The sequence below is a fragment of the Allobosea sp. TWI1241 genome, assembly GCF_039673065.1.
Taxonomy (GTDB): Bacteria; Pseudomonadota; Alphaproteobacteria; order Rhizobiales; family Beijerinckiaceae; genus Allobosea.
Genome location: NZ_JBDJKW010000002.1, coordinates 422,503 through 435,127, shown reverse-complemented (window position 1 = coordinate 435,127; position 12,625 = coordinate 422,503). Strand labels below are relative to the sequence as shown.

At 62.2% G+C, this 12,625-nt stretch carries 11 protein-coding genes and 1 tRNA gene; 10 read left to right on the top strand and 2 right to left on the bottom strand.

Going from position 1 to position 12,625, the window contains the following annotated elements; all coding sequences use genetic code 11:
- The first annotated feature begins 68 nt into the window (after positions 1-68).
- The 4 genes from ABE438_RS05045 to ABE438_RS05030 all read left to right on the top strand — a co-directional run bounded on the left by ABE438_RS05045 (position 69) and on the right by ABE438_RS05030 (position 5,434).
- The gene (locus ABE438_RS05045) at positions 69-1,508 is read left to right on the top strand and encodes an MFS transporter (RefSeq protein WP_346501436.1); all 1,440 of its coding nucleotides are present in this window, start codon (positions 69-71) and stop codon (positions 1,506-1,508) included.
- Positions 1,509-1,554: 46 nt separating this feature from the next.
- A complete protein-coding gene (recJ, locus tag ABE438_RS05040) occupies positions 1,555-3,372 on the top strand; it encodes a single-stranded-DNA-specific exonuclease RecJ (protein WP_346501472.1) in 1,818 nt (605 codons plus the stop codon).
- A 249-nt stretch (positions 3,373-3,621) separates the two neighbouring features.
- Positions 3,622-3,696: transfer RNA gene (locus tag ABE438_RS05035), tRNA-Glu, on the top strand.
- Between the two features lie 85 nt (positions 3,697-3,781).
- Complete coding sequence (locus ABE438_RS05030; RefSeq protein ID WP_346501435.1) at positions 3,782-5,434, top strand: site-specific integrase; 1,653 nt, start codon at positions 3,782-3,784, stop codon at positions 5,432-5,434.
- 55 nt (positions 5,435-5,489) lie between these two features.
- Here the strand turns inward: ABE438_RS05030 and ABE438_RS05025 are convergent, their stop codons facing one another.
- Positions 5,490-6,068, bottom strand: a complete 579-nt coding sequence (locus tag ABE438_RS05025) for a helix-turn-helix domain-containing protein (RefSeq protein ID WP_346501434.1) — start codon at positions 6,066-6,068, stop codon at positions 5,490-5,492.
- A gap of 300 nt (positions 6,069-6,368) precedes the next feature.
- Here ABE438_RS05025 and ABE438_RS05020 point away from each other — a divergent pair, with 300 nt between their 5' ends.
- From ABE438_RS05020 to ABE438_RS05005, 5 genes are all read left to right on the top strand, one after another.
- On the top strand, positions 6,369-6,974 hold the full coding sequence (locus ABE438_RS05020) for a hypothetical protein (protein WP_346501433.1): 606 nt from the start codon (positions 6,369-6,371) through the stop codon (positions 6,972-6,974).
- A 62-nt stretch (positions 6,975-7,036) separates the two neighbouring features.
- A complete protein-coding gene (locus ABE438_RS20355) occupies positions 7,037-7,375 on the top strand; it encodes a DUF6804 family protein (RefSeq protein WP_465248552.1) in 339 nt (112 codons plus the stop codon).
- An 83-nt stretch (positions 7,376-7,458) separates the two neighbouring features.
- Positions 7,459-8,946, top strand: coding sequence for an AlbA family DNA-binding domain-containing protein (locus tag ABE438_RS05015; RefSeq protein ID WP_346501432.1), 1,488 nt, complete (start codon positions 7,459-7,461; stop codon positions 8,944-8,946).
- A gap of 288 nt (positions 8,947-9,234) precedes the next feature.
- Positions 9,235-9,507, top strand: a complete 273-nt coding sequence (locus ABE438_RS05010; protein WP_346501431.1) for a hypothetical protein — start codon at positions 9,235-9,237, stop codon at positions 9,505-9,507.
- Positions 9,508-9,599: 92 nt separating this feature from the next.
- Positions 9,600-11,075: a HEPN domain-containing protein gene (locus ABE438_RS05005; RefSeq protein ID WP_346501430.1), complete on the top strand. Its 1,476-nt coding sequence runs from the start codon at positions 9,600-9,602 to the stop codon at positions 11,073-11,075.
- A gap of 183 nt (positions 11,076-11,258) precedes the next feature.
- Here the strand turns inward: ABE438_RS05005 and ABE438_RS05000 are convergent, their stop codons facing one another.
- Positions 11,259-11,717: a hypothetical protein gene (locus ABE438_RS05000; RefSeq protein WP_346501429.1), complete on the bottom strand. Its 459-nt coding sequence runs from the start codon at positions 11,715-11,717 to the stop codon at positions 11,259-11,261.
- Between the two features lie 203 nt (positions 11,718-11,920).
- Here ABE438_RS05000 and ABE438_RS04995 point away from each other — a divergent pair, with 203 nt between their 5' ends.
- Entirely contained in the window at positions 11,921-12,490 is a 570-nt protein-coding gene (locus tag ABE438_RS04995) for a recombinase family protein (RefSeq protein ID WP_346501428.1), read from the top strand.
- Positions 12,491-12,625: the final 135 nt, after the last annotated feature.

Below are 12,625 nucleotides of genomic sequence, written 5' to 3'. Positions count from 1 at the left end.
GCGGCACTCGCCTCTCGTCAGCCGCGCCCCGTCCCGCTAGACCGGGCCTGCAAACAAGGTTGGATCTCGTGCAGCGCGCGAAACTTTTGCCTCTCATCGTCGCGTGCGCGCTGTTCATGGAGAACACCGACTCCACGGTGATCGCGACCTCGCTGCCGGTGATCGCCACCGCGCTGGGCGAAGACCCGATAGCGCTCAAGCTGGCGCTCACCTCCTATCTCGTCAGCCTCGCCGTCTTCATCCCGATCTCCGGCTGGATGGCGGACCGCTTCGGCGCCCGCACCATCTTCAGGGCCGCGCTTGTCGTCTTCATGCTGGGCTCGGTGATGTGCGCCATGGCGAATTCGCTCGGCGCCTTCGTCGGCGCGCGCTTCCTGCAGGGCATGGGTGGGGCGATGATGGTACCGGTCGGCCGCCTCGTCATCCTGCGCAGCGTCGAGAAATCGCAGATCGTCGGCGCGCTCGCCTATCTGACCGTGCCGGCGCTGGTCGGGCCGGTGGTCGGGCCGGTGATCGGCGGGTTCATCACCACCTATTTCGACTGGCGCTGGATCTTCTTCATCAACCTGCCGATCGGCCTGCTCGGCATCGTGCTGGCGACGAAGTTCTTCGAGGACATCCGCGAGGAGGACGTGCCGCCGCTCGATATCCGCGGCTTCCTGCTCTCCTCGTCCGGGCTGGCGACGCTGATGCTCGGCCTCGCCTCGGGCGGGCGCCATCTCGTGCCGGAATGGGTGTCCTATGGCTGCGTCGCCTTCGGCGTGCTGGCGCTCTACGGCTACTGGCGGCATGCGCGCCGCACGGCCCATCCGGTGCTCGATCTCTCGCTGCTGCGCATCCCGACCTACAATGTCGGCGTGATCGGCGGCTCGCTGTTCCGCATCGGCATCGGCGCGATTCCCTTCCTTCTGCCGCTGATGCTGCAGCTCGGCTTCGGGCTGAACGCCCTGCAATCGGGCCTGATCACCTTCGCCTCGGCCGCGGGCGCTCTGCTGATGAAGACGCTCGCCAAGCGCATCCTGGCGCGCTTCGGCTTCCGGCGCGTGCTCACGGTCAACGCCGTGGTCGGCTCGATCTTCCTGGCGGCGTCGGGCCTGTTCACCCCGCTGACGCCGCACTGGCTGATGCTGAGCGTCCTGCTGATCGGCGGCTGCTTCCGCTCGCTGCAGTTCACCGGCATCAACGCGCTGAGCTATGCCGACGTCTCCAACCGCGCCATGTCGAGCGCCACGAGCCTGTCCAGCGTGGCGCAGCAGCTCTCGCTCAGCCTCGGCGTCACGGTCGGAGCCTTCGCGCTGGAGGCGGCCAACCTCTACAATGGCGGGCGCGAGCTCGGTGCCGGTGATTTCTGGCCGGCCTTCGTGCTGGTCGGGCTGATCTCGGCCTCGTCGGCGCTGTGGATGGCGCGGCTGGCGCCCGATGCCGGCGCCGAGGTCTCGGGCCACGCGCCGGTCAGCGCCCGCAAGGTGACCGCCAGCGCGATCGCCGATCACAGGCCGCTGGAATGAGCCGCGACGGTTGACCTTCTTCGCCCCAGCGCGCAACCGCTTGGGGATGACCTCCGACTCGCCCCGCGCCTTCCTCGGCGTCGAACGCTCGGCTCTGGGCCGCCCCTGGCGCGACCGGCTCGACGCCGCCGGCTTGGCCCGCGCCGAAGCGCTGGCGCAGGTCGAGGGCGTGCCGGACGCCGTGGCCCGCATCCTCGCCGGGCGCGGCGTCGCCGCCGCCGAGGTCGAGCGCTATCTCGAGCCGAAGCTGCGCGACCTGCTGCCCGATCCGGGCGTGCTGCGGGACATGGACAAGGCCGCCGCGCGGCTCGCCCGGGCCGCCGCCAGCGGCGAGCAGGTCGCGATCTTCGGCGATTACGACGTCGACGGCGCCTGCTCCTCGGCCCTGTTGGCGAGCTTCCTGGCGCAGGCCGGCGCCCGCCCGCGCATCCACATTCCCGACCGGCTGATCGAGGGCTACGGCCCCAATGCCGAGGCCATAGCCATGCTGGCGGATGAGGGCGCGACGCTGCTGGTCACGGTCGATTGCGGCACCACCAGCCACGAGCCGCTGGCGGAGGCCGTGCGCCGCGGTCTCGACGTCGTGGTGCTCGACCACCATCAGGCGCCCGAGCGGCTGCCGGAGGTCGCGGCGCTGGTCAATCCGAACCGGCAGGACGATCTCGCCGGCCTCGGCCATCTCTGCGCCGCCGGCGTCGTCTTCCTCACGATCGTCGCGACCGCGCGCGAGCTGCGCCGGAACGGCCACTGGGCAATCCGGGGCGGCGAGCCCGACCTGCTCGCGATGCTCGACCTCGTCGGGCTGGCGACGGTGGCCGACGTGGTGCCGCTGCACGGGCTCAATCGCGCCTTCGTGCGGCAGGGCATCGCGATGATGCGGGTGCGCAGCCGGCCCGGCCTCGCCGCGCTGCTCGACGTCGCCGGCCTCGACGGTCCGGTCCAGCCCTGGCATCTCGGCTTCCTGCTCGGTCCGCGCATCAATGCCGGCGGCCGCATCGGCGATGCGGCGCTCGGCGCCCGCCTGCTGATGACGCAGGACGAGATCGAGGCGCGCGCCATCGCCGCCGAACTCAACCGGCTCAATCAGGAGCGACAGGAGATCGAGCGCGCCGCGGTGGAGGAGGCGGTGGCCGCGGTCGAGTACGGCCAGGAGGATGCGGCGGCCCATCCCGTGCTTGTCGTCGGCTCGGCCGACTGGCATCCCGGCATCGTCGGCCTCGTCGCGGCGCGGCTGAAGGAGCGCTTCCGCCGCCCGGCGTTTGCGCTGGCGCGCAATCCCGCCGGCGGCGCCACCGGCTCGGGGCGTTCCGTGCCAGGCGTCGATCTCGGCGCGGCGGTGCGCCAGGCCGTCGAGGCCGGGCTCGCGGTCAAGGGCGGCGGCCACGCCATGGCGGCCGGCATCACTTTAGCGCCGGGGCAGGAAGAGGCCTTCGCCTCCTTCGTCGGCGAGCGACTGGCGCGGGCGGTGGCCTCCTCGCGCGAATCGGAGGCGCTGCTGATCGACGCGGCGGTGAGCGCCGCCGGCGCCAATCCGCGCCTGCTGGCCGAGATCGACCGGGCAGGGCCGTTCGGCTCGGGCTGCCCGGAGCCTGTCTTCGTGCTGCCGGCCCATCGGCTGGTCGATGTGGTCGAGGTCGGTGCGGGCGGGCACATGCGCGTCAGGCTGCGCGCCGGCGACGGCGCGACCATCGGCGGCATCGCCTTCCGCGCGGCGCAGGAACCGCTGGGCGAAGCGCTGCGCCAGGCCCGCGGCGAACTCGTCCATCTGGCGGGAACGCTGACCCTGAACCGCTGGGGCGGCTCCGAGAAGGCGGAGCTGCGCGTGCTCGACCTCGCCCGCCTCGACCCGGCGCGCCCGCGCTGACGGCGGAACGGGTGCATGGCACCGGTCGCAGGTGCGACCGGTGTTCCGGCCTGTTCTGTCCGATCGGTTTTCCTTCGCCGGCCTCGCCCAGACCCGCCGCTGAATCCCGGCGCCGATCGGGCAGGGGGCGCCCTGGAAAGCACGGACCGCCGGCGCCGGCAAAGCCTCTGCAAAACTTCGCCGGATGGGCTTGCCCCGGCCGCAAGGGACCACTATAGCTCGCCCCGCTTCGCACCTCAGGTGCGCCACGCGGTCTTCGTCTATCGGTTAGGACACCAGCCTTTCACGCTGGGAAGACGGGTTCGATTCCCGTAGACCGCGCCACCACAGCATTTAAGCGCTTGATCTGAAATAAGTTATTGGTTTCCAATGGCTTCCGCTCGCCCTTCCGCTACAAAGGGCGCTACAAATGGCTGTTGCGATGACTTCCCTAACCCGCGCCAAAAATGGCGATTGGTTCGCCCGCAATGGTATCCCTGAGTCGGTACGAGCGGCCTACAAGGCGGCGTTCGGCGTCTCCCAAGAGGAGCGCTTTAGGCGCCCGTCGTCGCTCTCGGTGGGGCAAGCGAAGCTGGAGCTGAGGGATTGGGATGCCGAAATCACGTCGCGCATCGAGCGGTTAAGGGCGCAGCGGACAGGTGGCGGTATCTCGCTAAGCTTCCGCGAGGCCCGTGGGTTGGCGGGCCAATGGTACGGCTGGTTCATTGCTCAGCACGAAGAGGAGCCAGGGAAGGCTAGCGACTGGGATATTGAGCATGGTCGCTGGGAAGACGCTCTCATGCGCTATGCGCCTGTCGACGAGCGCGACGGTGACGACTCGTGGCGGGATCATCCCAACCATCGGCGGCATGTGCGTGCTGCCTTGATGGAGCTGGCGACTGTCCAGTCCTTCCTCGCGGCCAATAACCTTGTGCTTAACCCAGAGGGCCTAGAGCGCTTCCTTGACACGCTGGAACCCGAGTACAGCGCTGCCCTCGCCGCACTACGTCGCCGCAGCGGGGGCGACTATTCGCCCGATGCACGGGAGGCGAAGTTCCCCGATTTCAAGCCTCGCTCTTCGGCCGGTCTGACATGCTGGACCGTCTTCGAGGCGTGGGTGAAGGAGCGGAACCCGGCCGCGTCGACAGTCAATCGCTGGAGGTCGGTCTTCAAGGCGCTCGACGCCCGCTTCACTGGGCGCGACATCGCGGAGGTCAGCGCTGAGGAGGTGTTGGACTGGAAGGCCACGCTTGTGACCCCCGAGAGGTCGGCCGTGGTCGTGAACGGCATCTGGCTACGGTCGGCGCGTGTCGTGTTCGGCTGGGCTTTGGATAATAAGAAGATCGCCGCGAACCCCTTTGACGGCGTCCGTATCGCTGTCCCGAAGGCTGCCCCGAAAGTCCGGGATAAGGAGTTCTCGGAGGCTGAGTGGAAGACCGTTCTTCGGGCAACACTCGTCGAGCCTCCCGCTCAGATGGCGCACTACAACGCTGCCGCTAGGCGGTGGGTGCCGTGGCTCTGTGCATACACCGGGGGGCGTCCCGGCGAGATGACGCAGCTTCGAGGTTCCGACGTGAAGCAGCACAAAGACGGCTTCTGGGTCCTCAAGATCACACCTGAAGCGGGCACCGTGAAGGGCGGCAAGGCCCGCACCGTCCCACTGCATGAGCACCTGATAGAGCAGGGCTTCGTTGAGTTCGCGAAGAAGACCGGAAGCGGACCTTTGTTCTATGACCCGGCCGCTCAACGGGCGAAGACAATCGACGTGACGGACCCCAAAAAGGCCCCTTGGGTGAAGTCGCGAGAGAAGCTGGCGGATTGGGTGCGCGACCTTGGCGTCAACGACCCGGCGATTTCCCCGAACCATGCATGGCGGCACACGTTCAAGCGACAGGCCGCGCGCGCGAAGATAGAGCGGCGCATACGCTTTGGAATGTGCGGGCACTCGTCGAGCGATGTTGGTGACGATTACGAGACGCCCACGGTTGAGGACTTGGCCACAGAGATGCGACGCTTTCCCCGCTACGAGCTGAAGCAGAAGGCGAACGAAGCGACCCAGACCCCAGATATTACGCAGTCGTGAGCTTAGAGGTGGACATTCATCCCCTCTAAGCCATGGTTGTCAGCCTTATAACGGCCTAAGCAGCAACCTGCGGGAGCGGGCGCATGAACTGGTACTTGGCCGGGATGGTCTTCCCCAGAGAAGTCTTGACCGTGACGCTGCCTCCTTCAGCCTTAGGGTCGAGGATGGCCGTGGCGTCAATCGACCACTCGTAAGGGTTGGACACACCGAACACCGCCCTCACATTCGGAGGATAGGTGATCTTCAGCGCGACCTCGGCCTGACCGGCGGCGTTAATAGAGTAGCTGCCGTCGTAGCGGACGCCGGCAACGTCCACGCCGTAAATCATGCCGTCTTCGAAAGTGAGGAGACCAAAGCCTCCCTCTTCAGGGCGGACGCCAACCGCAAATTCGATGCCGTACATTCCATTACGCATAGTGATCATTCCTTCGTTTGCGCGAGCAAGTTCTACCTGACGCAGGTTTATGGGGAGGGAGCTAAGCAGCCGCAGATAAGCCGCGACTGGTCCGGGCACCGAACGTTCGCCCATTGCCCAAAGGTTCACCCCTCGGGCGGTCACATCAAGCAGGCGTGCGAGAGTCGCCTGCGAAATGCCTAGGTCATTCAGTGTGCGCTTGAGGTCATCATTTCTCATGAACAATATGTTCTATCGTAAATGGAACAATGTCAATCAGATCTACGCGCGAACGTCGCGGATGAGCAGGACAAGCGGGTGAGGGGTTACAGCGGACAATACCGAGGAGGTTGGACGCTCGGTTAAGAGCGCCCGCTTGGAGAGCATCGAGTTGTCGCTCGAATTGACCATGAGCCGGTCAGCGGGCGATGTCTGGGGGCGGGCCTGTGGGGCTGCCGTGAAGCTGCGAGAAAAGCTACCTGAAGGTGGCATTGACTAAAGCACGAGCACAGGGTCGAGTTAGCCTTAGGGGAGGCGCTGATGCTGGGCTGGTTAGCGAAGAAGGGCGAGAACGCGCGCGTCTATATGTGTGTCAAGGAGGTGCTGTGGGATTTGGAGAGGGCTGACGGTCTTCGTCGGGCCACCCTCTTGATGCTCGCCCAATGGTTCCGTTTGACAATGACGGAGGACGGAGGGCTGCCTAACAACTTGCTCGACCGTCCTTTGGATTATACGCGCGCTGACCTCATTCAGTTCTACGGCATGCTTGAGACGATACGGAACAACGCCGTCCGCCAGAACGAGCACCTGCAGAAGACGATGCCCACGCTTGGCATCAAGATGCCGGACTTCGCTATCCAACACGTCAAAGACACCAACCGTGGCATCGAGATTTGGATGTGCACCGTTGGATGCGGGATTGCGCCGGATGTCCGCGACGACGTCAGGAAGATTTGGCAGCATCTGGGCAGCTCGCACGAGCGCATCCGTGATGCCATACTTCGGCTTAAAAGCATTGAGGTAGCGACGCAGGAATTGACGGGTGAGGACACCAGCATGATGTTCGATGCCGTGCCTCTGGGAGACTGGCTGATAGGGGCCGAGTTTGTCCCTAGCGCGTTCAAGGCTGACCTGAGGCTATCTTGAGATGTCCAAGCGCGGCGTCTCGGCCCTCACGGATTGGTTCCAGCGGTGCGTGTTTAGCTGACATGGCGCAGCAGCAAGGAACGGAGCCGGAAGCACACCCGGCCCTTTGGCTCGGCCCCATCACGATGTTGGTGCTCGCCCTCGCGCCTTGGCCTTACGGCTATTTCCAACTCCTCCGGTTTGTCGTCTTCGGCGCGTGCGCCTTCCTGACCTATCGGGAGTTCACGCGGGCCGGGGTTGGACCCTGGGCGCTGGGGCTTAGCCTTCTAGCCCTAACCTTCAATCCGATTGTGCCGGTCCATTTGGCGCGCTCGGTTTGGGCTGTGGTGGACTTGGGCGCGGCAGCGGTGCTGCTGCTTCATTTCCGGGCCAGCCGAAAGGGACGCGGGCCTTCCTCCTGAGTCGCGGCTTGGGCGAGCTTCGGCGGGGCAGTTGGCTAGACGATAGGGGGCGGAAGGGCGTGGTTGGGGGCAAACAACGAAATGTGACCGACGAGGAAATCGGACTGATCAAGGCAATGCTAGCTGAGGGCATCAAGAACGACGCGGTCCACTTCTACTTCAATCGAGCTGACCGGCTCCTAAGCTCCGGCCGCATCACGCAGATCAAGCAGGGGAAATATGGCGCTGCGGTGCCGGCAGCTTCTCGGGCCGAGACTGCCGCCTTCATAGCGGATTGGAAATGTCGGCAATTGGCAGGCGCTATCCCACAGGCAGCCCATCCAACCGACGCCGCAACAGTCACGGCTTTGTTTGAGCTGATCGAAGGCTCTTGGGCGCTCCGTCTTGGGGAAACCGACAAGGCAGAGTGCAAGCTCGGCTTTCGCTTAGATCCTCTTGATCGGTTCGCCGACGTTATCAGAACGATTGCTGGTTTTGCAAATAACAAGGGGGGCTACGTGTTGTTCGGCGTGCGGGACGGAACCCGCATCGCTGAAGGTCTTCAAGGTAATGCTTTTATAGACGCAGACCCTGCGGCGATTAACAGGGCCTTGATTGCGTCGCTTGACCCGGTTCCTCATGTAACTAAGACAACGCTTGTTTTAGGTGGTGCTCAAGTCGGGGTCCTATATGTCGAGCCGCACGACCATGCGCCAGTGGTGGCGTTGAGAAACATCTCAGATTGCGTGAAGGAAGGTGCGATTTACTACCGTTACGTCGGTGAAACTCGGCTGATTAAGCCCGGAGAGCTACGGCAAATAATCGCCAGCAGGGAGCAACGCGCCGTTGCTGAGTTTTCGCAGCGCATGATGCGCGTGGCCGGGGGCACCGAAGCGACCCTCAATCTCGATACGGGCGCGGTGACAGGCAAAGCCGGCGCCTTCGTTATCGACCGTGACCTTCTGCCCGCCCTTCAATTCATCCGGCAGGGCGACTTCTCGGAAGTGAAGGGCGCCCCCGCGCTCCGGTTAGTCGGTGACGTTGAGGCGGTGGACCAGCAGGAGCGAGACCGCATTCGAATCATTCGTGATGCGGTGACCCCTGACGCCGTGGTGCGGAACTTCCTGCGGGGCGAGGTCGTAGCTCACCCGGATCAGTACCTTCATGCGCAGGCCCATGGCTCCAACAAATGGCTGCCCATCTGGTATTACCTTCGTCAAGCCAACATGGCGCCTCAGTTGATGGTCGCTGAGCTACAGGGGCGGGTCGCCACGCATCCCTCCAGCAGAGATGCAGTAGTGCGGAGGCTTCAACAGGCAGACTCTGCTCTGAAGGTCCACCCAGGCAGGCCCGCCCAACTGCGCGACGCCTTCGCACGCGGTGAGGTGGTTGCCCCAACCAACGTTACTGATGATCTTAGGTTTGCCTATGCGGTGATGGGGCTGCTGCCTACGCAACAGGGCATCTCCCAATTTAAGCCTCTGTTGCTAGCTTGCCTTGATCGAGCGCAGGGACAGGATGCCTCCAGTGGCAACCGACGTAGCGCTGTTTACCGGGCCGCTTGTCGCCTAGATGAGCTTCTGCATGGGTGAGGCCCTACAGAGGCGTTCGAGGAAGCGGCTTGGTTTCGGCAGAAAAATCTGAGCGCCTATCGGTAGATAGGCCGGTGCGATTTCCCCCCCCCCCCGTGCCGGCCCATCGATGAAACGTTGGGGCCAGCGAAAGACCAAGTGCTCCTTTGAGCTGTCCGGCTTGACCTGTCTTTGCTCCCTGCTACCCAAGAGCGTAGCGGCATCGCGCCGCCACCAAAGAGGGAGATGGGAATGCGTCGGGGGGTAGGTGCGGTCTGCGCGCTTGGTGTCTTGGTTGCGGGGTGCTCGATGACGCTGCCCGTTACGGGCCACGTTGAAGGGACAGGCGAGACGTTCACGGGTGATGCCACGGGATATTCCGATGGGGGTGGTACGCTGCGCATCAGTTCGCCAAAGACGTCTTGCGCCGGGCAATTCGTCTACATCACCCGGCGCGAGGGCAAGGGCACCTTCACCTGTCAGGACGGGCGCTCCGGCCCCTTCGAGTTCGTATCGACGGGCACGCGCGGTACGGGAACAGGGGACTTCGGAGGCAAGCGCTTTATCTTCACGTTCGGATAGAGAAGGAGCGAGGATCACATACTTGCCCCTGCCGAGGGCTCTTGCTGCCTTCGACGGTACTTCGTCCCCTATAAGCCCATGATCGTGCCGCCATGAGCAAAATGGAAGATGCAATCGCCTTCAGAACACTGAAGCGACCGTTGATGACGCTGTGGTCGGTCGACGGCATTCAAGCCTACGGTAGTTTGATTTGGTCAGACGAAAAACCAATTCTAACACTCGTTATGGAAGTCTCTGAGCAAGATACTCGCGAATTCGAAAATGCAGATCTGCCGCTATTGCGAGCAACTCGTCCACCAAAACAAACAACAATATCAGGAATTTCTCCTAAGTTTGGCAATATTACTCTAGATGGATGTGCCAGGTACAATGTTCGTCTAAGCCATAATTACTCTTCTGGTCGCGCTATATATGAATTGGATTTTGTGCCGACCACCATTTGGATGGGGGCTCCCAAAGATCGAGTCGATGGACGCGTCGTTAGCGTTGTTGCGAGTGATACGCGACTAGCCGGCTTTTTCGGCTCTCCCGGCCTTAAAACTTTTCGATCATTTGGCTCAAAAGCAGAAAATGCCTTCAAAGAGCTGGGTAATCCAGACACTATTTGGGCTGTATACGGTCCTGAACAAATTAAAATTCAACTCGGCGCAACCGGATGGCTGCTTAATGTATTTACCAATTCTGTTGAAGGTTCGTCTGCGACTGCCGGATACAGCTTAAATTCCACCGTCGATATCACGTTTAAATCTCCAGAGCCTGTCAGTGTCTCTGAAGCGTCACGCCATCTTGATCGCTTTGAGGATATCCTTTCGACTTTCTCTATTGAGGCTTTCACCTTCCAGTTCGAATGCTACCATACTGAGGGCTTCGAGAGCATCGCCTTGGTCTGGCGATTAGGGGAGAGACGATCACTCTTCCGGTCCCCCATGAGGCACCAGATACTGATTGACTTGAGCGATCCGGAAACATTGGAAGCTGTTTGCAAGCAGTGGTTCTTGGCATCGCCAACCGTGGTTCTATCCCGCTGGCTGTTTGTTCGAGCTCTTCGGGAGACAGACGACGGATTGGCGCGCTTTGTAGCTGTTGCCCAGGCGTTCGAGGTCCTTGGCCGCGAGCTTGGACCGCGTGACGCAATGCCAAAGAGCCGGTTAAAGCAAGCCATTGCCCTCATTCAACAGGCATTGACCGGACCATTTGAGGATGGGTTTGTAAATCGGGTCGTCGGCCTCATTCAGTCGAGCAATAAAGCATCTTATCGCGATGTGCTTCATCACATGTTGGGGGGAGTGGTGGAAAGGCTTCACCTTGGCTCAGATGACGATATTAAGGGGTTCAGCAAGCTTGTCTCTGATACCCGCAACGCTGTCATTCATATGACGGATAACGACAAAGGGAAGTTGGATGCCGCGTTTGCTCGCGTAAACAAATTGAGTCTTCGCCTATGCTTTTGGTATGCCGTGCTCCAGGCAGATCAAATGCAGCTTATTATTCCGGATATCCGGACCTTCCTGTTCAATAACCGCAATGCTCGCCACGGCCTTCCAAACGAGGTGCTTGAAAGGAATTGATCAAACAGCGTTCGGTTTTGCTGGGAAAATCTGAGAGCCCATCGATAAATAGGCCGGCGCGACTTCCCCCCGTGCGGCCCTTCCGTGAACCGTTGGGGGGGGCACCCATCGCCTAGCCCCGAACCGGCCCCTGCCTTACGCTGCTGACCCAGATCGATCTGCACCCGTTCTGCGAGACGACCTTCAGTCAAGCGGCCTACATCTGTCGATGTAAAGCCACGACCCAGTGTGCCCGTCCCTACCTGACGGGACTTGAGACCGTGACGCTGCCGCCGTGCAGGTGATGTCCCCAGCCTTGAAGGCGCGCACGGGCGGGTAGTGCATGTCTTTCTCGATGACGGTGACCCCTACGAATCCGATCTTCAGCTTCTTCCCACCGATTTCGAAGGCTTCGCCAATAGCGATCCGTGCCGGTGGAATGAAGCCCACGCAAGGGCCAGTTGAGGAGGTGATCCAGCCGTTGCTCGCGGTGATGCACCTAATCACACCATCGGCCGCCTCGACCGAGTTCGCCGTGTATTCGGCGGCGCTCGCTGAGAATGGGGCCAGCAAGACTAGCAGGCCCGCTGTCGTCAGGTTCATAAGCTGCCGTCTCCGAGTAGATTGCATCTTGCCGCCATCGTGGCGGATGTCGGCTCTCATGCCGTTTGCCTGTTGGCAAGCCCCTTTGCAGAGCGTGCGGCCGAGAGCTGGCGTTTTCCCTCTTCGGGTGCAAACAGTTCCACAGGGCAAGCCCTAGCTGACCGTTCCATTTCGTTCTGGTGTCGTCCCATAGAAGTGGGGCGTTGACATTTGGAACGATAGGACTCATTCATTTAAGACCTTTTGGAACGGAGGTCTTGGACATGCTCATCGGATACGCCCGCACCTCTACCCTTGAACAGGAAGCTGGCTTGGCTGCTCAGGTCCGCGACCTTGAAGCTCTCGGCTGCGAGATGGTGATGGCCGAGCAGACCAGCGCGGTGGGGGCAAGGCCGAAGCTGGAGGACCTGATTACATTTGCGCGCAAGGGCGACGTCCTCATCGTGACCAAGCTCGACCGGCTGGCGCGTTCCGTTTCTCATCTCTGGGAGATCGTTGGGAAGCTGGAAAGCAAGGGCGTAGCTCTCCGTATCGTCGCCATGGGCATTGATACCACGACGCCGACAGGGCGTCTCATGCTGACCGTTCTGGGAGGTGTAGCGGAGTTTGAGCGAGACATGATGCTAGAGCGTCAGCGAGAGGGCATCGCGAAGGCTAAGGCAGAGGGCCGCTACAAGGGTAGGGCGCCCACAGCCAGGGCGAAAGCCGACGAGGTCCGTGAACTGGCCGCTACGGGTGCCAGCATGGGCGACATCGCCAAGCGGCTCGGCATCGGCAAGGGCAGCGTTCACCGCATCCTAAAGTCGACGGAGAGTGCTTCGACGGCACTTTAATCACCCGAAATTCAGACTTCACAAAGCTCGCCGCACGGGAGGGCTTTTTTCTATTTAAATTCAATGGCTTGCAATCGAGCGGCGCTAATATCCCCCCACACTAGCAAAGGCAGGCACTTTCGCTTGCCGCGTTAT

Excerpts from the sequence above, each read along its gene's own strand:
- recJ (WP_346501472.1), top strand. The coding sequence starts at position 1,555 with ATGACCTCCGACTCGCCCCGCGCCTTCCTCGGCGTCGAACGCTCGGCT.
- ABE438_RS05030 (WP_346501435.1), top strand. The coding sequence starts at position 3,782 with ATGGCTGTTGCGATGACTTCCCTAACCCGCGCCAAAAATGGCGATTGG.
- ABE438_RS05025 (WP_346501434.1), bottom strand. The coding sequence starts at position 6,068 with ATGAGAAATGATGACCTCAAGCGCACACTGAATGACCTAGGCATTTCG.
- ABE438_RS05020 (WP_346501433.1), top strand. The coding sequence starts at position 6,369 with ATGCTGGGCTGGTTAGCGAAGAAGGGCGAGAACGCGCGCGTCTATATG.
- ABE438_RS20355 (WP_465248552.1), top strand. The coding sequence starts at position 7,037 with ATGGCGCAGCAGCAAGGAACGGAGCCGGAAGCACACCCGGCCCTTTGG.
- ABE438_RS05010 (WP_346501431.1), top strand. The coding sequence starts at position 9,235 with ATGACGCTGCCCGTTACGGGCCACGTTGAAGGGACAGGCGAGACGTTC.
- ABE438_RS05005 (WP_346501430.1), top strand. The coding sequence starts at position 9,600 with ATGAGCAAAATGGAAGATGCAATCGCCTTCAGAACACTGAAGCGACCG.
- ABE438_RS05000 (WP_346501429.1), bottom strand. The coding sequence starts at position 11,717 with ATGAGAGCCGACATCCGCCACGATGGCGGCAAGATGCAATCTACTCGG.
- ABE438_RS04995 (WP_346501428.1), top strand. The coding sequence starts at position 11,921 with ATGCTCATCGGATACGCCCGCACCTCTACCCTTGAACAGGAAGCTGGC.